Origin of the sequence: Agarivorans sp. 2_MG-2023 (genome assembly GCF_030548085.1) — a bacterium.
GTDB lineage: Bacteria > Pseudomonadota > Gammaproteobacteria > Enterobacterales > Celerinatantimonadaceae > Agarivorans.
Genome location: NZ_JAUORQ010000015.1, coordinates 17905 through 39884 on the forward strand (window position 1 = coordinate 17905; position 21980 = coordinate 39884).

Annotated in this window: 20 protein-coding genes; 13 read left to right on the forward strand and 7 right to left on the reverse strand. The window is 44.2% G+C overall.

From position 1 onward, the window contains the following. Positions 1-2: 2 nt before the first annotated feature. The 7 genes from rodA (at position 3) to lipA (ending at position 6210) form a co-directional block, all read left to right on the forward strand. A complete protein-coding gene (gene rodA / locus Q4549_RS18885) occupies positions 3-1115 on the forward strand; it encodes a rod shape-determining protein RodA (RefSeq protein ID WP_303516426.1) in 1113 nt (370 codons plus the stop codon). Positions 1116-1123: 8 nt separating this feature from the next. Beyond that, a complete protein-coding gene (mltB, locus tag Q4549_RS18890; RefSeq protein ID WP_303553939.1) occupies positions 1124-2101 on the forward strand; it encodes a lytic murein transglycosylase B in 978 nt (325 codons plus the stop codon). Further along, a complete protein-coding gene (locus Q4549_RS18895; RefSeq protein ID WP_303553940.1) occupies positions 2091-2912 on the forward strand; it encodes a septal ring lytic transglycosylase RlpA family protein in 822 nt (273 codons plus the stop codon). The genes mltB and Q4549_RS18895 overlap by 11 nt, the downstream gene beginning before the upstream one ends. A gap of 94 nt (positions 2913-3006) precedes the next feature. Continuing rightward, positions 3007-4185 carry a serine hydrolase gene (locus Q4549_RS18900; protein WP_303516422.1) on the forward strand — a complete coding sequence of 393 codons (1179 nt, stop codon included), beginning with the start codon at positions 3007-3009 and terminating at the stop codon, positions 4183-4185. A gap of 140 nt (positions 4186-4325) precedes the next feature. Then, positions 4326-4589 carry a DUF493 family protein YbeD gene (gene ybeD / locus Q4549_RS18905; RefSeq protein ID WP_137671546.1) on the forward strand — a complete coding sequence of 88 codons (264 nt, stop codon included), beginning with the start codon at positions 4326-4328 and terminating at the stop codon, positions 4587-4589. Next, positions 4589-5245 (forward strand): lipoyl(octanoyl) transferase LipB, encoded by a 657-nt coding sequence (gene lipB, locus Q4549_RS18910; protein ID WP_303553941.1) that lies wholly within the window; start codon positions 4589-4591, stop codon positions 5243-5245. The genes ybeD and lipB overlap by 1 nt, the downstream gene beginning before the upstream one ends. After that, entirely contained in the window at positions 5242-6210 is a 969-nt protein-coding gene (lipA, locus tag Q4549_RS18915; RefSeq protein ID WP_368411621.1) for a lipoyl synthase, read from the forward strand. Before lipB ends, lipA begins: the two co-directional genes overlap by 4 nt. 62 nt (positions 6211-6272) lie before the next feature. On the opposite strand, the gene Q4549_RS18920 is transcribed toward lipA, so the two are convergent. Both Q4549_RS18920 and Q4549_RS18925 read right to left on the reverse strand, forming a co-directional pair. Then, entirely contained in the window at positions 6273-6518 is a 246-nt protein-coding gene (locus Q4549_RS18920) for a hypothetical protein (RefSeq protein ID WP_137671548.1), read from the reverse strand. Between the two features lie 110 nt (positions 6519-6628). Then, complete coding sequence (locus Q4549_RS18925; RefSeq protein WP_137671549.1) at positions 6629-7219, reverse strand: PEP-CTERM sorting domain-containing protein; 591 nt, start codon at positions 7217-7219, stop codon at positions 6629-6631. A gap of 735 nt (positions 7220-7954) precedes the next feature. Here Q4549_RS18925 and Q4549_RS18930 point away from each other — a divergent pair. Beyond that, entirely contained in the window at positions 7955-9298 is a 1344-nt protein-coding gene (locus Q4549_RS18930; RefSeq protein ID WP_303553942.1) for a glycosyl hydrolase family 8, read from the forward strand. A 49-nt stretch (positions 9299-9347) separates the two neighbouring features. Here the strand turns inward: Q4549_RS18930 and Q4549_RS18935 are convergent, their stop codons facing one another. Next, positions 9348-11117, reverse strand: coding sequence for a sigma-54-dependent Fis family transcriptional regulator (locus tag Q4549_RS18935; RefSeq protein ID WP_303553943.1), 1770 nt, complete (start codon positions 11115-11117; stop codon positions 9348-9350). A gap of 251 nt (positions 11118-11368) precedes the next feature. On the opposite strand from Q4549_RS18935, the gene Q4549_RS18940 reads away from it, so the two are divergent. Beyond that, entirely contained in the window at positions 11369-12889 is a 1521-nt protein-coding gene (locus Q4549_RS18940; protein WP_303553944.1) for an aldehyde dehydrogenase family protein, read from the forward strand. Positions 12890-12967: 78 nt separating this feature from the next. Here Q4549_RS18940 and Q4549_RS18945 read toward each other — a convergent pair whose 3' ends face one another. Next, positions 12968-13690 (reverse strand): SDR family oxidoreductase, encoded by a 723-nt coding sequence (locus Q4549_RS18945; protein ID WP_303553945.1) that lies wholly within the window; start codon positions 13688-13690, stop codon positions 12968-12970. Between the two features lie 136 nt (positions 13691-13826). On the opposite strand from Q4549_RS18945, the gene Q4549_RS18950 reads away from it, so the two are divergent. Beyond that, on the forward strand, positions 13827-14669 hold the full coding sequence (locus tag Q4549_RS18950; RefSeq protein WP_303553946.1) for a LysR family transcriptional regulator: 843 nt from the start codon (positions 13827-13829) through the stop codon (positions 14667-14669). 7 nt (positions 14670-14676) lie between these two features. Here Q4549_RS18950 and Q4549_RS18955 read toward each other — a convergent pair whose 3' ends face one another. After that, on the reverse strand, positions 14677-17091 hold the full coding sequence (locus Q4549_RS18955) for a glycoside hydrolase family 2 protein (protein WP_303553947.1): 2415 nt from the start codon (positions 17089-17091) through the stop codon (positions 14677-14679). Between the two features lie 450 nt (positions 17092-17541). On the opposite strand from Q4549_RS18955, the gene Q4549_RS18960 reads away from it, so the two are divergent. From Q4549_RS18960 to Q4549_RS18970, 3 genes are all read left to right on the forward strand, one after another. Continuing rightward, the gene (locus tag Q4549_RS18960; RefSeq protein ID WP_303553948.1) at positions 17542-19002 is read left to right on the forward strand and encodes a hypothetical protein; all 1461 of its coding nucleotides are present in this window, start codon (positions 17542-17544) and stop codon (positions 19000-19002) included. A gap of 131 nt (positions 19003-19133) precedes the next feature. Further along, a complete protein-coding gene (locus tag Q4549_RS18965) occupies positions 19134-19505 on the forward strand; it encodes a RidA family protein (RefSeq protein ID WP_303553949.1) in 372 nt (123 codons plus the stop codon). 147 nt (positions 19506-19652) lie between these two features. After that, entirely contained in the window at positions 19653-20030 is a 378-nt protein-coding gene (locus Q4549_RS18970; RefSeq protein WP_303553950.1) for a hypothetical protein, read from the forward strand. Positions 20031-20132: 102 nt separating this feature from the next. Here the strand turns inward: Q4549_RS18970 and Q4549_RS18975 are convergent, their stop codons facing one another. Both Q4549_RS18975 and Q4549_RS18980 read right to left on the reverse strand, forming a co-directional pair. Next, entirely contained in the window at positions 20133-20660 is a 528-nt protein-coding gene (locus Q4549_RS18975; RefSeq protein ID WP_303553951.1) for a histidine phosphatase family protein, read from the reverse strand. A 64-nt stretch (positions 20661-20724) separates the two neighbouring features. Beyond that, a complete protein-coding gene (locus Q4549_RS18980) occupies positions 20725-21978 on the reverse strand; it encodes a glutamate-5-semialdehyde dehydrogenase (protein ID WP_303553952.1) in 1254 nt (417 codons plus the stop codon). Positions 21979-21980: the final 2 nt, after the last annotated feature.

A 21980-nucleotide genomic window follows, 5' to 3' on the forward strand; every position in this document is an offset into this window, starting at 1 on the left:
GCATGGGCAACTACAGCCAAGAGCAAAAAAACTCTTTATGGTGGAGGCTGCACCTTGATTGGCCACTACTACTAGGCTTAGTGACCTTAATTGGTTTAGGTCTGTTTGTTTTATACAGTGCCAGCGGCGAAAGCAGTGCCATGCTAAACCGCCAATTCGTGCGCATTTCTTTAGCCCTTGTAGTGATGTTTGTACTGGCACAAATTCCCCCCGATGTTTATATGCGATGGGCGCCGCTATTCTTTTTTAGTGGCCTGCTTATGCTTATTGCGGTTTTAGTAGTGGGTGATGTAGGTAAAGGAGCACAGCGCTGGTTAGATTTAGGCGTGATACGTTTTCAGCCTTCCGAAATCATGAAGTTAGCGGTCCCTCTAATGGTGGCCCGTTATATCAGCCAACACCCTCTTCCGCCAAGTTTTAAACACTTATGTGTTGGTGCAGCCATCGCCATTGGCCCTACGTTATTAATTGCTAAACAACCTGATTTGGGCACCTCTTTATTGGTAGCCGCATCGGGTATTTTTGCTTTATTCCTAGCAGGTATGAGCTGGCGTTTAGTGGCGGCTGCAGGCGGTTTAGTGGCAGCCTTCATCCCTCTATTATGGTTCTTTTTGATGCGTGACTATCAGCGTCAGCGAGTACTAACTTTGCTGAATCCTGAGAGCGACCCGCTAGGTGCCGGCTACCACATTATTCAGTCTAAAATTGCTATTGGCTCGGGTGGTTTTACTGGTAAAGGTTGGCTACAAGGCACCCAATCACAGCTAGATTTTTTACCTGAGCGACATACTGATTTCATCTTTGCGGTGTTTGCCGAAGAGTTTGGTTTTATTGGTGTGGTGTTATTAATGTGTTTGTACTTTTACATTATTGGCCGCGGCTTATTTATAGCCACTCAAGCACAAACCGCTTTTGGCCGCTTACTGGCAGGCTGTATTATCCTTACCTTTTTCGTTTATATATTTGTAAACATTGGAATGGTAAGTGGTTTATTGCCAGTCGTTGGGGTTCCCCTACCTTTAGTGAGTTACGGTGGCACTTCGATAGTGACACTGATGGCAGGATTTGGCATTCTGATGTCTGTCCACACCCACAAACGGCTTTATGCCCAATAAGGATTGTTATGCGCTTATGTTGTTGCTTAGTACTTGCCTTGTCTCAACTTTGGTCGAGCACCGCTCTCGCCAATAACGAACAACAGCAACGTATTGAAGTATTAAGCCAAGAACTCAATATTCCGCTCGCCAGTTTAGAGCAAGCGGCAGAACAAGCTACATATCAGCAAGCAGTGATTGATGCGATTACTCGTCCTTGGGAAGCCAGACCTTGGCATTTGTATCGCGATCTATTTCTCACTGAAGAACGGTTAGAAGCCGGCCTTGCCTTTTGGCAAGAGCACCAAGCCACCATTGAACGAGCTGAAAAAGAGTTTAATGTCCCGGCCCAAATTATCGTGGCGATAATTGGCGTAGAGACCTACTACGGCCGCCATAAAGGCACTTACCCAGTGATTGACGCCCTATATACTTTAGGCTTTCACTACCCTAAACGCGGCCAGTTTTTCAGTAAAGAGTTCGCCTACTTTATTCGCCTAGCAGAACAGCAAGACTGGCAGCTAGATGAAGTAAAAGGCTCTTATGCAGGCGCAATGGGCTTTGGCCAGTTTATTCCATCAAGCTACATTCATTACGGTGTCGATTTTGACCAAGATGGTGAAATTGATATGCTAAATAACCCTGTTGATGCCATTGGCAGCGTAGCAAATTACTTTAGCGAACACCGTTGGAAACTGGGTGAACCAGTGGTGCATTCTGCGCAATCTACTGCCACTCAAGCGAAACCTTGGTTAAGCAGTGACTTAAAGATAAAAGATAGCTGGCAACAACTTGAGCAAAGCGGCATTACCAGCACTACAAAGCTTGCTGCTGAAACCCCAGTCAAACTGCTAGAGTTAGAAGAAGCCAACGGACATAGCTACTGGCTTGCCGAGCACAACTTTTATGTAATTACTCGCTATAACCGCAGCCCATTATATGCAATGGCCGTTTATCAATTCAGCGAACAGTTAAGAGAAGCCAAGGCAAAGCTAAATGCAAAATAAGCGTTTATTAAGTGTGCTGTCACTAAGCCCTTATATGGCCAGTGTAATGCTGGCCTTAACGCTTAGCGCATGTAGTTCTTCGCCCAGTAGCAACCAGCGCTATGGCATGAGCAACGACCAAGCCCCAGATTCCGCGCCCGAATTAGCACATTTAGAAGATCCAATCCCTCGCTTTGAGGCATACAGCCGCCAAGGGAATCGAGATTACACGGTGCGTGGTAAAAGCTACAAAGTATGGCGTGAAATAGAAGAACACGAAATAGAAGGGGAAGCCTCTTGGTACGGTAAAAAATTCCATGGCCATCTCACTTCCAATGGCGAGATTTATGACATGTACAGCATGTCGGCGGCCCATAAAAATCTACCGCTACCGAGCTATGTTGAAGTGACAAACTTGGCCAATAACAAAACCGTTATTGTGCGAGTGAACGACCGCGGTCCCTTCCACCAAAAACGTATTATCGATTTATCCTACGCAGCAGCCTATAAGCTAGATATGCTCAAATCTGGCACAGCTAAGGTTAAAATAAAGCTACTACGCTTCGACAACAATAAAGAGCTAGATGCCGCTTCTGGTGATGGTAAGCAGTATTACGTGCAACTGCTGGCCAGCAAAAATCAGCAAGTTATTAAACAACACCAAAACCAACTAGAAGCCGATGGGCTGCCCACCCAACTCATTGATGAAAACGGTTGGACAAAGCTTCGTTTAGGGCCTTATTACGATGTACTTAGCGCCGAAAAGTACTTAGCTAATATGAAAAAAGGCCACTATAAAGATGCCTATATTATTAATCTAAAAGCAAACTAGCGGATTTACAGCAGGATACTAACAAACACCGCCTAAGTTTTGCTATAGTGTTTGCCGTCCGTGTTTTATTGACTAACAAGCCAAAGAGCCAACCATGATTAAAAATGTATTTCAGCGTGTTAGCTGCGCCTCAGCGCTTCTGATTGCAAGCAGTGTGAGCGTGGCCTTCGCGGCTCCACAAGTCATTCCCAACGCCCCTATTATTTCAGCCAAAGCCTACTACCTAGTCGATTTCGATTCAGGTCGAGTACTGGCTTCAGAAAACGAAGAAGATAGCCTAGCGCCTGCCAGCTTAACCAAAATAATGACCAGCTACATTATTGGTAAAGAGATCAAGTCAGGCAAACTTAACCCGAACGATATGGTAACTATTAGTGAAAAGGCGTGGTCGAAAAACTTCCCCGACTCTTCAAAAATGTTCATTGAAGTGGGTAAGCAAGTTCAGGTCGCCGATCTTAACCGTGGCATCATTATCCAATCTGGTAACGATGCCTGTGTAGCCATGGCCGAGCACATTGCCGGTAGTGAAGACTCATTCGCCAGCTTAATGAACTCGTGGGCCGACCACCTAGGCATGGTGAATACTCACTTCGCCAACAGCCACGGCTTAGATAGCACAGAGCAATACACTACCGCGAAAGATATGGCTGTATTAGCCACTGCTATGATTCGAGATGTGCCAGACGAGTATGCCATCTACAAAGAAAAAGCGTTCACCTTTAATGGCATTACTCAGCATAACCGCAATACCCTACTTTGGGATAAAAGCCTAAATGTAGACGGCATGAAAACCGGCCACACCAGCAAAGCGGGTTACAGCCTAGTATCGTCAGCTACCGATAATGACATGCGTTTAGTGGCCGTTGTGATGGGCACCAACTCATCAAAAGCACGCGCAGCGGAAAGTAAAAAACTGCTTAACTGGGGATTCAGATTCTTTGAAACCGTTAAACCTTATCAAGCAGGCGATAGCTTTGTAGAGCAAACTGTGTGGATGGCTGAGCAAGACTCTGTATCACTCGGCGTTAATCAAAACATCGCGTTAACTTTGCCACGTGGTCAAGCGGCACAACTAAAAGCCAGCTTTGAGCTAAAAGAAGAGCTAAAAGCCCCACTGAGTAAAGGCCAAACTGTTGGTTCTGTTTACTTCCAAGTGGGTGATGAAGACGTGGCAGAATACCCGCTAGTGGTTCTTCAAGATGTAGAACAAGGCGGCATTTTCAAGCGTTTACTCGACTACATAAAACTGTTCTTTGCTTCATTGTTTAGCTAAACCCAATAGCCCCCTGCATACTCGCTAAAGCGATATGCGGAATTCTTAGGCAAAGATCACAAAAACGCGTTAGAATAACGCGTTTTTTATTTTTAGCTCGACTCAACGTCGCTGCTTAAATCAGTTTTCTTAGGTCAGATATGCAAACCAAATTCGATGAGTATTTAGAATTCCCGTGTGATTTTACGTTCAAAATCATGGGGGTAAATAACGACACACTAGAAGATCAAGTACTAAGCGTAATCCAAAGCTTAGCACCTGGTGACTACAGCCCTAAAACGCGCCCAAGCAGTAAAGGTAACTACAAAGCAATTTCTCTCGTCGTAAAAGTGACGAGCAAAGAGCATATTGAAAACCTCTACACGCAAATTGGCGCTATTGAAGACGTACGCCACGTACTGTAATGCCTGACCAAAACACCCTAGTAGTTCGCCATTTAGGCTTACAAGAATACAATCAAGTCTTTCAAGCAATGCGTGACTTTACTGATCAACGCGGTGCCGAACAGGCTGATGAGTTGTGGCTGGTTGAACACCAAGCGGTGTTTACCCAAGGCCAAGCGGGTAAACCAGAACACTTGCTAGCCAGCAGCGATATTCCGATTGTTCAAGCCGACCGAGGTGGGCAAGTAACCTATCACGGTCCTGGCCAATTAGTGGCTTACCCACTGCTGAACATTCGTCGTCGCAAACTAGGTGTGCGTGATTTAGTCACCATTATTGAACAGAGCATTATTGAAACACTGAGCGCTTACCAGATTGAAGCCTATGCCAAAAAAGATGCACCCGGCGTTTATGTAGATCACAAGAAAATTGCTTCTTTAGGCTTACGTATTCGCAAAGGCTGCTCTTTTCATGGATTAGCATTAAACGTAGACATGGACCTAAGTCCGTTTTTGCTGATAAACCCATGCGGCTACGCCGGCCTAGAAATGGCTCAAGTCAGTGACTTTAACAAGACCCTCACCGTTGAGCAGCTTGCCACAACCCTTACTCAAGTATTGGTTTCGCAACTGGCTTACAACAATACAGAACAGCAACAAGGACTGCCCACACTATGAGTGCAAAAAAAGCGCGTATGGAGCCCGGAGTAAAACTTCGAGATGCCGACAAAATGGCATTTATTCCAGTGAAGGTAATACCCTCTGAAAAGGAAACCATGTTACGCAAGCCAGAATGGATGCGTATCAAACTTCCATCAGACAGCACCCGTATTAACGAAATTAAAAGTGCAATGCGTAAGCATAACTTGCACTCGGTGTGTGAAGAGGCTTCTTGTCCTAACTTGGCAGAGTGTTTTAACCACGGCACCGCTACCTTTATGATTATGGGCGACATATGTACGCGTCGCTGCCCGTTCTGTGATGTTGGCCACGGCAAACCGCTTGCCTTAGATGCCGACGAACCAACCAAGCTGGCTGCTACCATCGCGGATATGAAACTGAAATATGTGGTGATAACCTCAGTTGACCGGGATGATTTACGCGACGGCGGTGCTGCCCACTTTGCAGAGTGTGTAAGCGAAATTCGCAAGCATAGCCCGCATATTCAAATTGAAACCCTAGTGCCAGACTTTAAAGGTCGTATGGATCGCGCATTAGAAATTCTTGATAAAACTCCACCAGATGTTTTCAATCACAATCTAGAAACCGCACCTGGTTTATACAAGCAAGTACGCCCAGGTTCAGATTACCAATGGTCACTCACCTTGCTACAACGCTTTAAAGAGCTACACCCAGAGGTACCGACTAAATCGGGCTTAATGATGGGTTTAGGCGAAACCAACGAAGAGATTTTGCAAGTGATGCAAGACTTACGCGACCACGGCGTAACCATGCTAACACTAGGCCAGTACCTGCAACCTAGTCGCCACCATTTGCCTGTTGAGCGCTATGTACCACCAGCAGAGTTTGAAGAGCTAAAAGCTAAGGCAGAAGCCATGGGCTTTACGCATGCTGCTTGTGGCCCATTGGTGCGTTCAAGCTATCATGCTGACTTACAAGCCAAAGGCGAAGAAGTTAAGTAAGTACCACTAAATTAAAGATAAAAAAAGAGAGCCTCAAGGCTCTCTTTTTAATTTATAAGCGACTAATTTGGCGAGGCTGTTAAACCACCGCCGCCAGGGCCACCACCGTTACCTGGTAGGCTAGGCACAAAATCGGGTAAACCAGCGCTAGCCAATAAATCAGCAGTGCTAATTGGAGTACCCGCATTGATCGCCGCAAACAAATCACTTGGAGACGGCAACGTAGCTGCCGCTGGCGCATCAACCGCCATGGCATAGCCGCTTGAAAACAACAAAGCCGCTGTCAAAGTCCGTTTCAAATAAACCATAATTGGCTCCTTCAGTTACAACATCGAATAAAACATAAAATACATATAAAAACACCTACTGACAAGATTAATTAAATGACCATTTAATGACCTTGCCAATCGTTATATGTTTATTTAGCAAAAAAAGTATTGCGTGTTTTTCTTCCAAAAATAGCCAGTAAACCAAACAACGCTAAGGCGTAGCTCGCAGGCTCAGGAACAGAAAACTGCTGCCCGCCTACTACCGCGCCCTCAACGGCTGCAACTACTGTCCATTCGCCACTAGTCACTAGACCAGCATCAAACAAAGAGGTATCACTCCATACCGACAGTACATCAAAATCTGCTTGCCAATCTTCAATTTGAAGCCACGTGTAAGGGTTGTAGTTTTGCCACACTAAATCGCCGCCATTAAACCAGTAAAACTCTAGGTCCAATAGTCCGTTTAAGTAGCCACCTGTTCCTTCATCTTGCGTTTGATCCAACATATCAAGGTCTAACATGAATGCGGCACGAATATCACTGCCTACATCAAATACTGTTTGAGCCATTGGAACACCGATAACTGAAGCTGGGTCACTAAAAGGTGTTGGAAAATCACCTAAATAAGTTGCCACTCCCGGTGCTTGTGCTGGATTTTCACTGGTTAACATCACTGTTGCATTTGCATTTATAGACACGGCCATCAAGAGTGTCGTTAGGGTTGAAAGTAGTGCTTTCATCGCTCAAGTCCTTTGCTGTTGAAAAAAAGTCTTCCTTTTATGCACCTCAACTATCGCAAGTACTAAGCCAGTTCTAAAAAAAACCTGAAAACCCATATAAGATATTGTTTTATATCGTTAATTAACTATTCACTCAAAAACAGACAGTGATCCACATCACATCTAATGTAAGTTTAACCGACACAATGCTTATAACTAAATCTTCAATAAAATTAGGGGATTATATGACAATTAATCATTATGACTAAGCAGATCGGCTATAAATGCTCACTACTGATAATTTTAAAAATTCGGAATGATTGAAAATATAAAGCAAGAAGCACTGGCTTCTACAAGATAAAATTTAAAATGCAGAACAATCCATCGCTTTATTAAAAACCTACAAAATCACTACTTTTACACTATTTTTTTATGAAAAGTTTATGACTAGAGCTGAATGACTAAAAACTCCATTTATTGCTTAAATTACTACAAAAGCACAACTGTAAAGAAACCCGACACTTTACTAAGATAGGTGCTTACAGACCTTTTTTTGTAAATAGCGAACATGAAAAAACGTAAATCGCGTTATGAGAAGCCACGCAAACAATCCAGATTTCACAGGATTTTACGCAAATTCACAGTATGAGCAATATCACAGTTACTCTAGTCTGGAGTAGAAATACGAGTCAGTTCCATTCCCAAATAGACCCGTAGAAAACCAATAACCTGAGTAAAAAGGTAGCGAACGTTATTATGACAATGAATATTTCGAGTACTCAAAGCAATGCTTTAATCAAGCTTGTAAAAACGGTGGCGTTTTGCGCTTTACCGCTAGGCCTAGCCTCTTGCGCTGCGCCAGTAGAGAAGTCGTCAACACCAGCACAAAGCACAGCTGTAGCGAATGTAGCAAACACCGCGCCTGGTGCATTTTACAGCGGTGAATACCGCAATGCATTTGTCGAGTTAGGTATTGCTAGCCCAGAACAAGTGAGCAAAAAAGTTAACGATACTTACCAACAGCTCTTTTATTCAGACTCTCGTAGCGAAAGCGGTGAAGCAGTATTCTTCCCTGTTGGCGACGACATGGGCTTTATTAAAGACATTGGTAGTAACGATATTCGCTCTGAAGGTATGTCTTACGGCATGATGATCGCCGTGCAAATGGACGACCAAGAAATGTTTAACAAGCTATGGAAGTTTTCTAAAACTTACATGCAACATAAAGACGGTTGGTACCAAGATTACTTTGCATGGCACCTTAATGCGACAGCGCCATTTGGTCACAAATCAGAAAACCCAGCACCAGATGGTGAGCTTTACTTTGCCATGGCCTTATTCTTTGCAGAAAACCGCTGGGGCGCAGGTGAAGGGATCAATCAATATAAACACGAAGCTAACGTGATTTTACAAGCGATGGTAAACAAACAAGAAACCGACTCGCAAGTAACAATGTTCAGCCGCGATGAAAAACAAATTTTGTTTGTGACTGAGAAAGGCCTAGGAGTTTACACAGACCCTTCTTACCACGTGGCGGCATTTTACGAGCTACTAGGTCGCTGGGCAGATGAAGACAATCAACTATGGTTAGATGCTGCGCAAGTTAGTCGTGATTACTTATACAACGCTGCACATCCTGAAACAGGTTTGTACTCAGAGTACGCAGCCTTTGACGGTACCCCGCAAGAAACGTCATTTAACGATATTAGCCATAAATCAGGTTACGACGCATTTCGCGTGATTGGTAACATTGCCATGGACCACCATTGGTTTAACGCTGACCAAAGACAGCAAGAACTCGCTGACCGCATGATTGGTTTCTACGCGGATGAATACAAGCGTAAAGGACAAAACTACGCAGTCCATGAAATGGATGGTCGTATTGTTTCTGAATGGGGCAGCTCTGGCCAAAATGCCATGAACGGCACCGCTGCTATGATTACTAACAGCCAAGAAGCAAAAGAGTTTACCGAACGTTTATGGAAGCAAGCCACACCAACCGGTAAATGGCGCTACTACGACGGCTTATTACATATGTTCTCGGTGCTGCAAATGGCAGGTGAGTACCAAATTTACGGCCCAACTGACGCAACTCAATAAATTGCATTAAGTAGGCCTAATAAAAGAGAGCTTCGGCTCTCTTTTTTGTTTAGCGTTTTAATTTCAGCTTACGTAGTTTTCTATACAGCGTATTGCGGCTAATCCCCAACTGCTTGGCGGCTTTAGTGATGTTGCCTTGGCAGCGTTGATACACCGACACAATATTCTCATCAATGGTTTGTTTAAGATCGTTTGGTGGTGAATCACTGCTTAATGGCAAATTCGCTAACTGCTTTTGTAAAGACTCTGGTAAATCATTCCAATTCAACTGGCTTTGCTGCTCGGTCAATAAACACGCAACCTGCATAAAGTTATCTAACTCTCGCATATTTCCTGGCCATTCGTAAGCCAGCAGCTTCGCAAACAGTGCAAGGTCAATGCTTTGTTCATTTGTGCAATAACGCTGATGTAACTGCCTGAGTAACTGGCTTCTATCACTGCGCTCTCGCAGTGCTGGTAAGCAAATCTGTAAACCGTTCAGCCGATAATAAAGATCTTCTCGAAACAAATCGCTCGCCACGTGCTCAGTTAGATTAACGTGAGTAGCCGCCACCACTTGCACATCTACAGGAAAGGCTTGATTACCGCCAATAGGCACCACTTCCCGCTCTTGCAGCACACGCAATAATCGGCACTGTGCGGCTAAGGGCATTTCGCCAATTTCATCTAAAAACAAAAATCCACCATCGGCTTGGCGAATTTTGCCAATAAAGCCTTTTGGGTTAGCGCCGGTAAAAGCGCCTGCTTGGTAACCAAACAACTCCGCCTCCACCAGTTCATTGGGTAAAGCGGCACAATTAACGGCTTGCAACAATTTACCCGAGCGCTGGCTTTGCTGATGCAAGCGTTTAACAAAGCGTTCTTTGCCTACACCGGTTTCGCCCAAAATTAACAGTGGAATCGATTTGCTCACTACTTTTACAGCATGCTGCCAAGCCTTATTTACCGTTGGGTCAAGGCTAAAATCTTGCTCGCTGTCTGCGTGAATCACCTCATACTTGGCAGTACTTGGTTTAAGCGCTCGAGTATGCAAATGTAATTTGGCTTTATCAGATTGCCCCTCACTACTCCATCGCTCACCTAAGTGCTCAGCTAAAGATTCACCAATACTGAGCTGCTTAATAAGCTGCTGTGCCATTGGGTTATGACCAACAATCTTGCCTTCACTATCTGCAACAACAATGCCCTGCCAGCCAGAGTTAAGTAAGTGAGCTTGCGCCGCCAAATCAATTCTGTAGTGGCTTTGCGGTAGCTGACACAACAAGGCTGTTTCAACTTGCTGAGCCAAGCTGCTACTAAGGTGCATAGTTTGTTGATTATGTCGCTGCTGTTCACTGGTGATATCTAACACCGCTATCATCTCTCCACTTGGCGAAAAAATAGGGCTAGCGGTGCAGCTCATAAAACGATGTTGCTTTATAAAATGCTGTTCACCAATTACTGCCACCGCTTTTTGGGTAGCAATAGCGGTACCAATTGCATTGGTGCCTTTGTATTGCTCCAGCCAATTCACGCCAGTTTCTAGCGCAATGTTCGCCAACTTATCGCTGTAGCGCTCAATTCCCCAATACTGAATCACATAGCCATCCATGTCTGACAAAATCAAACGGCTCGATGTATGTGCCATAAGCTGTTCAAACAAAGGATAGGCGTAACGCTCTACCAAGGTAATGAGCTGTTGGTTTTGGTAGTGGCGCTGTTGAAGATCACTGGACGATAAGCGTAACTCGGTAGGTGCAGCTTGCTCAGATAAACCCGCATGCTGGCTGCGAAGCCAAGAAGCATCAATAGAGCGAGGTAATTGCGGCTTGCTAATCATGGCGTTGTTCCAAAATGTAACACTTCCACTGTGTCAGATAATGACAGTGTGACACGCTAAGTCATTCCGCTGCTTTATAGCCCGTCACGCCCAAGAAACTTGTTTACCTTGCCAATCATAACTTTACATTTCATTAACAACAAGTTTCTACAACTTGGTGCAAGCCTTGCTCTATAGGGTTAGCGCGCACCATAAGCGCGCCACAAAATGAAACACTTTAATAACAAATAGAATTATAAAAGGAATTGACGATGCTATATGCACAGCCTGGTACGAGCGGTTCATTAATTACATTTAAAGAGCACTACAACAATTTTATTGGTGGTGAATGGGTCGCCCCAGTAAATGGACAATATTTTGATAATCCTTCACCAGTAAATGGTGAAGTATATTGCCGGGTTGCTCGCTCAGATGCCCAAGATATCGGCCTCGCGCTAGATGCTGCCCATGCTGCCAGAGAAAGCTGGGGCAATACTTCGGTAGCTGAGCGCTCAAATATGTTATTGCGTATTGCCGACAGGGTTGAGCAAAACCTTGAGTATTTGGCAGTGGCAGAAGCATGGGAGAACGGCAAAGCCATTCGCGAAACACTAAATGCCGATTTACCCTTGGTGGTTGACCATTTCCGTTATTTTGCTGGCTGTATTCGGGCTCAAGAAGGCGGTGCTGCCGATCTAGACGCCAATACAGTGAGTTATCACTTCCCAGAGCCATTAGGCGTAGTGGGTCAAATTATCCCTTGGAACTTCCCAATGTTAATGGCGGCCTGGAAGCTAGGCCCAGCCTTGGCAGCAGGTAATTGCGTGGTGCTAAAACCCGCAGAGCAAACTCCGGCGTCCATTTTGGTATTAATGGAGCTAATTGAAGATATAGTGCCCAAAGGCGTCATTAACATTGTTAATGGCATGGGGGAAGAAGCTGGCCAAGCCTTAGCCATTAGCCCGCGTATTGCTAAATTAGCCTTTACTGGCTCCACCGAAATTGGCCAACACATTTTAAAATGTGCGGCTGAATCACTGATCCCATCTACCGTGGAACTTGGTGGTAAGTCACCCAATGTCATCTTTGCCGATGTCATGGATCACGAAGATGAGTACCTAGATAAAACCATTGAAGGTTTGCTATTGGCGTTCTTCAACCAGGGTGAAGTATGTACCTGCCCGTCTCGCGCATTAATTCAAGAATCTATTTACGACAAATTTATGCAGCGAGTATTAGAGCGTGTCAAAACCATTAAACAAGGTGACCCTCTTGATACCGATACCCAAGTAGGCGCACAAGTCTCTAAAGGGCAGCTAGACAGAATTATGAGCTACCTCGAAATTGGCAAAAATGAAGGCGCCGAGCTATTAACCGGAGGCGTTACCGCTAGCTTAGAGGGTGAGCACAACAACGGTTACTACGTTCGCCCTACCATACTAAAAGGCACCAACGACATGCGGGTATTCCAAGAGGAGATATTTGGCCCGGTAATCTCTGTCACTACTTTTAAAGATGAAGCCGAAGCACTAAAAATTGCGAACGATAGTGAATATGGATTGGGTGCCGGAGTGTGGACCAGAGACATGAACCTAGCTCAACGCATGGGGCGGAAAATTGAAGCAGGCCGCGTATGGATAAATTGCTATCACGCCTACCCTGCTCACGCTGCCTTTGGCGGCTATAAACGCTCGGGAATTGGTCGCGAAACCCACCAAGTGGCGATATCGCACTACCAAAATACTAAAAACTTATTAGTAAGTTACGACGTAAACCCGCTAGGCTTTTTTTAGTTCTTAACAACAAACACTCAAAGCAATCCAAAAAGCAAAAAAGAGAGCCTAGGCTCTCTTTTCTTTCAACGGCCAATACTAAGCAGGTTGCCCAGTAGCCGCTAATACTACTTCACGAATACACACATTTTGCGGTTGTCCGTAAGCATAAGCTACAGCGTCAGCAATGTTTTGAGTATTCAGTACACCGCCCATTTCTTCTTTCCATACTTCGTAACCGTCTTTAATTTCTTGGCTAGTAGTATGGCTAAGCAGCTCGGTTTCTACCGCGCCAGGGGCAATAACGGTTACCCGAACATTGTCTCCCGCTACTTCTTCACGAATGTTTTCACTTACCGCGTGAACAGCAAATTTAGTACCGCAGTATGCCGCATGGCTTGGGAAGATTTTACGACCAGCAATAGAGCTAACGTTAATAATGGTACCTTGCTGGCGCTGCTTCATGCCCGCCAATACAAGATGAATACCGTTTAGTAAACCCATCACGTTCACGTCTAACATGGTTTTCCACTCGCTTGGTGCTTGCTCGTGAGCAGCTCCTAGCAACATTACACCCGCGTTGTTCAATAACATGTCTACTGGGCCGTATTGTGCTTCGGCGTCTTTAATCGCCGCTTCAAAATCACCCAGTTCAGTTACGTCTACTTTACGGCAAAGGGTATTCGGTAGGTTTAGGGCTTCTAGTTTCTCAATGCGTCGAGCGACCAACAACAAAGGGTGTCCGGCTGCAGACAATGTTTTTGCACAAGCTTCGCCAATACCAGAACTTGCACCCGTAATAACCACTAAAGGCTTAGACATAGTAACTCTCCAAATCTACATTTATTTAGGACTCAAACAGCTAAAAAATGTTGCTGCTCGGTAATGGCGCTAACTATAGTTCTGGTTTATATAGGTGTAAAATATCGTTTTCCTCTGGTTACCATAGGTTTTAATTATGGATGTACGTTTACTTAAATGTTTTGTGGCAGTATTTGAAGAACGCTCGATGACGGCAGCGGCCGAGCGCTGTTTTGTGTCGCAACCGTCACTGTCTTCGGCCATTAAACAACTGGAAGCAGAGCTAGAGGTGCAACTGTTTGTGCGCCACAAACGCGGCGTAGATTTAACCGACCTAGCTCACCATTTATATCCTTTGGCAGTTCAAGCGCTGGGGCAGTTGAATAAAATGTCTAGTTTGTTTGCCAACCTACCGGCTAGCTTGCCGCTAAAGCTCGCTAACTTTCACGATATTAGCCCCAGCTTGTTTGCTAAGTTCATCGCTCACTGTAAGCAACAACAGCCCTTGTTTAAATTTGAATTATTGGACGATCAAGATACTCAAGCGCAAGCTCGGTTAAGCCTTGATGTATTAAAGCAAGAAGACGAATTATTTATTCCACTGTGGGATGAAGATTACGTATTGTGTGTACCTCAGCAGCACGAACTTGCCAAGCAGCAGCAAGTAGAGATTGCCGCGCTAAACAACTACGACTTTATTGAATGCGTGGCCTGCGAAGCTCATCAGCAAACCTTAAGCTTGCTGGCCTCGCAAGGATTTGCAGTAAATCTAGTGGCCAAGGCCCAACATAAAACCCAAGTAAAACACCTGGTCAGCGCCGGTGTAGGCATATCATTCTTGCCTACTGGCGTATTAGAAACCTCCGCCGATTTACAACAAGTTAAGTTACTCGCGCCACGTATGTATCGCAGCATTGGCTTGTGCATAAAAGCCAGTGCCAGCGCAAAGCCAGAGCTAAGCGCACTGCTAGACGCGGCTAAAACTTGGGAACTTAACTAATCGGGCGCTAATAACTGTCAGCCAAATGATAAATCCTAAGGCTAGCCGCCATGCGCTCAAACTCATCACCAATATAGTTAAGGCTTATTGGTTGCTGTGGCAGCAAAGTGAAACTTGAATCAGAAAAACGGCCACTGGCGTCGCTTTCTAAATGAACAAAAAAAGCAGGTTTGTCGGAGCTTAAAGTAATGCGTTGGTTTGCCTCATCGAGCTGAACACTCACTTCTGCTTTGGCTATCGCTAAGCTTTTATAGGTTTCGCCCACCCAAGTGTTTTGCAGTTCGTCTCCGTTTGAGCGCCATTGCACAATGTAAAAGCCTTGAGTACGCTGTTTCTCAAGCTCAGCCAAAGGCATCGTCCAAACCACATCGTTAGCATCGGCAGCTATATTAAGCTCTAGCGCCTTACTAAAACTTACCCCTCCTTGCCAACTAACAAACTGCAATTGGCAATCTAATACACTAGCACTCGCGCTATCGTTAATAAGGCGCAACTCCAAAGCCTTATCGCTTTCTACAAAGCTTAGGTATTGCGGGGCGAAGAAGCGTTTTGCATGGTAATGCAGTTGCTTCCAGCGGCCGCTGTATTCAATGCTCGACCACGAACTGACTGGCCAATTATCGTTAAGCTGCCAATACAACATGCCTCGGCAAACTGGGCTATTAGCCCGCCAATAATCACAAGCGGTTTTAATCGCCAAGGCTTGTTGCACTTGGCTTAAATACAACATCTGCTCAAAAGAGCCAGGAAAGCGAAACAGTCGAGTAAACATCTCAGTAATAATGCTATTACCGCTTGGATTCTTTTGATGATTCTCAAAGGTGGGCGAAGTTACGTTCCAGTCTTCAGGCTCCACAAAGGTTTTTACCTCGGCCAAGGATGGCCAAGATTGATAACCAAACTCAGAGCAAAAACGTGGTTTTATGGTTTGATAAGCCGCAAAGGATTTACCCGAATGCCATACATCCCAATAGTGCATATCGCCTTGGCTATCATCATGCCACGCATCACCGTAATCTAATGCGCCATTACAAGGTGAACTGGGCCAAAATACGCGGCTAGCATCGTGTTGCTCAACCACTTGTTGAATCGCACGGTTAAGCCTGTCGTAATTCACCACATAACGTTCACGATTAGCTTTAGATTCGGGATACCAATTAATGGCGCCAATCACTTCGTTGTCACCACACCACAGCACAATACAGCTATGGTCGCGTAAGCGCTGTATTTGGTCGGCTAACTCAAGCTGCACATTGGCCACAAAGTCATCGGTAGAGGGATACAATGAACAGGCAAACATCATGTCTTGCCACACCATTAAGCCCAATTCATCACACAGCTGATAAAAGTCATCGGCCTCATATTGGCCGCCGCCCCACACACGAATCATGTTCATGTTGGCAGCTTTAGCATCACTTAACAGCTGCCTGTAGCGTTTTGGTGTATGCCGTGATGGCATCGCATCCAGCGGGATCCAATTAGCACCTTTGGCAGTTATGGGGCAACCGTTAATAATAAAGGTCATGGCAGCACCATGTTGATCTTTTTGAGTCTCTAACGCCAAACTTCGCAAGCCAATTTTTTTCTCAATAAGCTGCTCAGCCAACTTAACTTGCAGCAAATATAAAGGCTGCTCGCCGTAACCTGCTGGCCACCACAGCTTTGGGTTGTCTAAATGAATGCGCGCCACGCTGGTCTGGCTATCAAGCTCTGGGATAACCTCTACATGTTGGTCGTCAAAGTTAAGGTGAATAGGCTGCAAGCAATCAAGGTCATGCTTTATGGTAATCACCAGCTCAACAGCTTGCCCTTGCCAGTGCTGCTCTACTTGGGTACTTAACAATCTCGCTTGATTGGCCAGCTTAATTTGCACCGGGTCATAAATACCACTCACCATTAAACAAATGCCCCAATCCCAACCCGCGTGGCATTGGCTTTTACGCAAACTGTTCATATAGGGGATTTGGTTATTGCCCATGGACGAAGGCACAACAAAAGGCAGGGTGTCAGCGCGTTGCTTAGCGGCAACATCGGCGCGATGAAAATACACCCGAAGCTGATTAGTCCCAGCTTTAACAAACGGCTTAATGTTAAAGCGCCATAAGCGAAACATATTGTCGCAACTGGCCAGTAATTGGTCATTTAAGTAAACGTCGGCCACCGTATCTACTCGGCTTAAGGACAGCTCAATAAAATCATGATTTAGCTGTTCATCACTTAGCTCAAACTCAGTACTCAGTTGCCAATCGGCTTGCCCTACCCACTGCACATCTTGTTCGTTACATTTCGAGTAAGGTTCTGGTATCAAGCCTGCGTTTAGCAAGGCTGAATGATTATCACCAGGGATTTGGCAGGCGATATCAATTTCAGGGTAATCAGGAGAAGTTAACCGCCAATTTTGGCTTAGGTTTAGATGAGTCATTTAGCCCCTTACTGAGCGTTACCGCTTTGTTTTATTAAGCAGCCTACGCATAGGGCATAAAGGCGACAACTTAGATTAAAATGCTTTGTGGGAAGCATCAAAAATTACTGGTGTTGGCTGACGGAGTTTCAAGAGAAAGAAGGTAAATTTATAAACTGCTTATGCTTATGCTCATAACCAATATACTTTAGCCCTGACTGATACTTCCCGGCATCCAACTTTCCCTTCCTTTTTTACTTTTTTTCGAGCAAGACCCCTTCGTTTCATGACGCTAAACGGCGATTCCTTCTTTCCCCAAAAGGCTTACATTCTTTTATGCTGATGTTTTTGTTATTTTTCGATCTAGGTGACTGATGTAGTTCAGGAAAGGTGATAATCTGGCCTTTATCAATTATATAATAAGTTGTTATATGCCAACGTTAGCCATTGCAGATAAAAATAGGAAGTAGTATGAGTCGTTGGACTGAAACATTTGAGAATCATCCTTTTCAGACCAATTGGAAAGGAATAGTAGAAATTGTAGAAGAAGTTATCGTTGATGATGAAACTATTGTTACAAGTGTTGAAGAGATTGCAAGGCTAAATAAAGTGGTAGTATTTTTAAATAGCCTGCTAAAGTCATGTGATCCAGAATTAATCCCTGAGTCCACTTGGAATAATTTCCATTCTCAGTCTAGCTCATGTTTACAGCAAGTAAATCACTATCAAAGTAATAGGAATATTGGCCATATTACTAATGCAAATAATCATTTAGATAACTTGTTAACGTACATTAGACCCTATCAAGTTGTAGCTGGAAAAGCGGCTCAATCAGCTAGTGCTTCATTTGGAGCATATACAAGGGCAATAAATTCCAATCTTTCTTCTTTTCAAGCCGAAGCTAAGGAATTATTAGCGGAACTTGGTGATTTTAAAAATCAGGCTGAGAATAATGCTATAGAATCTGACGCTGCAAAAGTCAGAATCAAAGAGCTAGAGAGCAGTTATTTTGATGATACAGAAGAAGAAGGTTTAGAAACTAGAATTAACAGTTTTGAAGAAAAGCTAGAAGAAAATTATGAGAGAATTCAAAAGTATCGAACTGAACTACTAGATGGCGATTCTGAAAATGAGTCGATTTCGTCAGAAGTAAAGAATGCCCTAGAGTTAGCTGAAAATGATTCTGAAAACATAAAAGAATTACTTAATGAAGTAAAAAGTAAGTTAGCAGACTTCAAACAATACCACACAGATGTTTTTGGTGTTAAGAATGAAGAGGGAGAGCATGAGGGGGGATTAAAAGCCGAAATAGTCGCACGAGAAAAGCACTTAGAAGCATTTAAAAAACAGCAAGAGTTAAAGTATAAGACTTTAAACGATGAAATTGAGAGTCTGTTACCTGGTGCTACAAGTGCAGGTTTAGCAACAGCTTATCATGAGCTAAAAGAGTCATTTGATACCCCAATTAAAACATACTCTAGACTTTTTTATGGTTCAATAACCGCTTTAGTTCTAGTTGCATTTTTATCAATAACTAAAGAGGTGGGGTGGTTGTTTATTAGGTTCGTAGAAGTTACCGACCTTAGTAAACTTGTTTCAAATATTTTATATAAATTACCTATTGTGCTTCCTGTTTTATGGCTAACTCTATTTGCATCTAAAAGAAGAAGTGAAACACAAAGGTTACAGCAAGAGTATGCACATAAAGAAGCTTTAGCGAAGTCTTATCAAAACTTTAAAATGCAAATTGAAGCACTAGAACAATCAGATCCAGCATTAATGAATAAGCTATTAAGTTCTGCTATTGACGCAGTTTCTAAAAATGCCTCAGACACGTTAGATAAAAAACATGGTGATAAAACCCCAATGCATGAGGGAGTTGAAGGCTTTGTAAGTTCCTTAGAAAGGGCAAAAAAGGTTTTCTCGCAATAGGCATACAACAAGACGAAAAAACAGATAAGACCAATAAAAACACAAGCTTATATCCGCTACCGCTCCACATTTCAGTCTATTTGACGCGGCGTTAGGTGATACAACGAAAATTACTAATATCGAGGAGTATCATGGGTGAAATTAAAAGGTGTGATGTAAATGATGAATGGGCTCACTCAGGTTATGTTGTGGCAGGAGACTACATTTTTCTAGGGTATTGTGTAGGCAATGTTGGAGAAAGTGTCGAAGCGCAAATAAATGGAGCTTTCGACGACATGGCTAGAAAGCTACAAATGGAAGGCTTAACTCTCGATAGCGTAGTGAAGATAGATGTCCTGTTTAGAGATGTATGGAATATTCCTTTGTTAGAAAAGGTCATGAAAGAACGTTTTACAAATGGCTATCCAGCTAGGAAAACCATTTCAACTGACTTCGCTCATCAAGGTGGAGAGTCAGGGCTCCATGTCCAAATAGATGGTATTGCCTATAAAAAAGGTAAGTGAAAACGGTCTATCGCCATAGCTACTAACAAAGCAAATCAATCAGCCGCTGTAGTTGAACCGATTCAGGAGACACTTCACCCAAGCAAATAAGGTGTTTATGCCAGCTTATAAGACAGGTAAAAAACTCAGCAATACTCGGTAATAAAAATGGATATGGAACAGAAACTAAAAGAATTCTCTCTCGACTTCCTTGAGTCAAAGCTCAACTCAAGTGAGTTTGATTTAAAGGTTAAGGACTATCTTAAGGCAGAAGCTCTGTTCCGATTGAAACCGTTAAAAATTGATTGGTTATCCAATAATTTCTTTTATCTGTTTGCTCCCAAACATAAGCTCATTCGTAAAGCCATTAAGGCTCTTAAGTTGACGGCAAAATCCCGCTTTGTACAGAGTGCCCCTGATAATTTTAGCGCTATAGAGTTCAATACCGGCTTCCTACTCACTTCCAAGGGAGAGTTGGTGGCGGTTAGTTACCTAACGTTGGAATCAGGTGAAAAGTATCAAGTAGATATGCTTGTTAGTGCATAACAGGCGTTTCGTAGCCACAACCCCGGCAAGACGCTGTTTGGTCCCCTTACGACAGCGCTCATTCCAAGCAACTAGAACATATCCGATACCCCAAAAACAAACCTATAGCCTTTCGGCCAACTTCTTAGGTGTATCAAACAAGCGTAAACAGGCACTGTACTCGCTCCAATTCTGCCATTCTAAATCAGCTTCCATCAACGTTAGGCTCGCGGTAGGAAACTTGATTAAGTCTTCACCCGTTAGGTAATTAACCAAGTCTTCAAAGGCAGGGTTGTGCCCTACCAAAGCAATCTTGTTTATTTGATTAGGTAAGGCTTGAATATGTACCAGCAAATCGGCCCAGCGAAAGGTATATAAGCTGTTTTCACAGCTTATTTGAAGGTCGACTTCTAGAGCACTTCCTTTAAGGTATTGGCTGCGCTGTTCTAACCAATATTCGCAAGTTTGCTGGGCGCGCAGTGCTGGAGAGTAATGCACGAGTTCTAGTTGCGAGAACTGCTTGGCATAGTGGCTAGCCATTAACTGCGCGGCCTTATGGCCTCGCGGTGCCAAGGGGCGTTGCTTATCTGCCAAATGGGGCTCATCCCAACTGGATTTAGCATGGCGAATTAACCACAGCTGTCGCGACATTAAAACTCCTAAGCGCTAAAAAAAAAGCCTGCAATGCAGGCTTTTAGTGTAAGGCAGTTGCTGCTTACGGGCGAGCTAACATGTCGCCAATGCCCACCCACTTGTAGCTGGTGAGTTCTTCTAAGCCCATTGGGCCGCGAGCGTGCAGCTTTTGGGTAGATACTGCCACTTCGGCGCCTAAACCAAACTGAGCGCCATCAGTAAAGCGCGTAGAGGCATTTACATATACCGCGGCAGAGCCTGCTGCATTTACAAAGCGCTCTACGGCATTTAGGTTGTTCGACAATATTGCATCTGAGTGGCTAGCATTATGGGTACGCATGTGAGCAATCGCTTCTTCTACGTCTGCCACTACCTTCACCCCTAGGGTGTAGCTTAGCCATTCGGTATCAAAGTCACCTTCGCCCGCAGCTTGCAAGTCTTTGGCATTGGCTAAACCCGCCATGGCGTTTTCGGTAGCCACTAATTTAACCGATGAATTGTTCATACACTCGGCCAACATTGGCAATAACTCTGCGGCAACGTTTTGATCAACCAATAGGCTGTCTAGCGCATTACAGGCAGAAGGACGCTGAACTTTGGAATTCTCAATAACATTAAGAGCTGCAGACAAATCGACCGAGTTATCTACGTAGATATGGCTAATGCCAAAACCACCAATAATCACTGGAATGGTGCTGTTCTCTTGACACATTTTGTGCAGACCCGCACCACCACGCGGAATAATCATATCCACGTAATCGTCTAAGCGCAGTAATTCGCCTACTAATTCGCGATCAGGTTTTTCAATGTATTGCACTGCTGCCGCTGGCAAACCTGTTTGCTCTAAGGCAGATTGAATGACCGACACTAGCGCCATGTTTGAATGGAAGGTTTCTTTACCGCCACGCAAAATACTGGCGTTGCCAGTTTTTAAACATAAAGCAGCAATATCAATGGTTACGTTAGGGCGTGCTTCATAAATGACCCCTACTACACCTAATGGCACACGGCGGCGTGATAAACGCAGGCCGTTTTCTAATACGCGGCAATCCATCTCGCTGCCGATAGGGTCGTTAAGTGAAATAACGTTACGCACGTCGCCAGCAATGCCCGCTAAGCGCTCGCTGTTTAGCATTAAACGGTCCAGCAAAGCTTCAGATAATCCATTTTGGCGTGCTGCGTCTACATCAATTTTATTGGCCGCAAGAATGCGCTCTTGTTGAGCTTCTAACTGATCGGCAATGGCCGCTAGCGCTGCATTTTTTTGGCTAGTACTTAAGGTTGCTAAATCAAAGCTAGCTTGTTTGGCTTGTTGCCCTAGTGTTTGTAAACTCATTT

Coding starts and splice junctions, on each gene's coding strand:
- rodA (WP_303516426.1), top strand. CDS start 3: ATGGGCAACTACAGCCAAGAGCAAAAAAACTCTTTATGGTGGAGGCTG.
- mltB (WP_303553939.1), top strand. CDS start 1,124: ATGCGCTTATGTTGTTGCTTAGTACTTGCCTTGTCTCAACTTTGGTCG.
- Q4549_RS18895 (WP_303553940.1), top strand. CDS start 2,091: ATGCAAAATAAGCGTTTATTAAGTGTGCTGTCACTAAGCCCTTATATG.
- Q4549_RS18900 (WP_303516422.1), top strand. CDS start 3,007: ATGATTAAAAATGTATTTCAGCGTGTTAGCTGCGCCTCAGCGCTTCTG.
- ybeD (WP_137671546.1), top strand. CDS start 4,326: ATGCAAACCAAATTCGATGAGTATTTAGAATTCCCGTGTGATTTTACG.
- lipB (WP_303553941.1), top strand. CDS start 4,589: ATGCCTGACCAAAACACCCTAGTAGTTCGCCATTTAGGCTTACAAGAA.
- lipA (WP_368411621.1), top strand. CDS start 5,242: ATGAGTGCAAAAAAAGCGCGTATGGAGCCCGGAGTAAAACTTCGAGAT.
- Q4549_RS18920 (WP_137671548.1), bottom strand. CDS start 6,518: ATGGTTTATTTGAAACGGACTTTGACAGCGGCTTTGTTGTTTTCAAGC.
- Q4549_RS18925 (WP_137671549.1), bottom strand. CDS start 7,219: ATGAAAGCACTACTTTCAACCCTAACGACACTCTTGATGGCCGTGTCT.
- Q4549_RS18930 (WP_303553942.1), top strand. CDS start 7,955: ATGACAATGAATATTTCGAGTACTCAAAGCAATGCTTTAATCAAGCTT.
- Q4549_RS18935 (WP_303553943.1), bottom strand. CDS start 11,117: ATGATTAGCAAGCCGCAATTACCTCGCTCTATTGATGCTTCTTGGCTT.
- Q4549_RS18940 (WP_303553944.1), top strand. CDS start 11,369: ATGCTATATGCACAGCCTGGTACGAGCGGTTCATTAATTACATTTAAA.
- Q4549_RS18945 (WP_303553945.1), bottom strand. CDS start 13,690: ATGTCTAAGCCTTTAGTGGTTATTACGGGTGCAAGTTCTGGTATTGGC.
- Q4549_RS18950 (WP_303553946.1), top strand. CDS start 13,827: ATGGATGTACGTTTACTTAAATGTTTTGTGGCAGTATTTGAAGAACGC.
- Q4549_RS18955 (WP_303553947.1), bottom strand. CDS start 17,091: ATGACTCATCTAAACCTAAGCCAAAATTGGCGGTTAACTTCTCCTGAT.
- Q4549_RS18960 (WP_303553948.1), top strand. CDS start 17,542: ATGAGTCGTTGGACTGAAACATTTGAGAATCATCCTTTTCAGACCAAT.
- Q4549_RS18965 (WP_303553949.1), top strand. CDS start 19,134: ATGGGTGAAATTAAAAGGTGTGATGTAAATGATGAATGGGCTCACTCA.
- Q4549_RS18970 (WP_303553950.1), top strand. CDS start 19,653: ATGGATATGGAACAGAAACTAAAAGAATTCTCTCTCGACTTCCTTGAG.
- Q4549_RS18975 (WP_303553951.1), bottom strand. CDS start 20,660: ATGTCGCGACAGCTGTGGTTAATTCGCCATGCTAAATCCAGTTGGGAT.
- Q4549_RS18980 (WP_303553952.1), bottom strand. CDS start 21,978: ATGAGTTTACAAACACTAGGGCAACAAGCCAAACAAGCTAGCTTTGAT.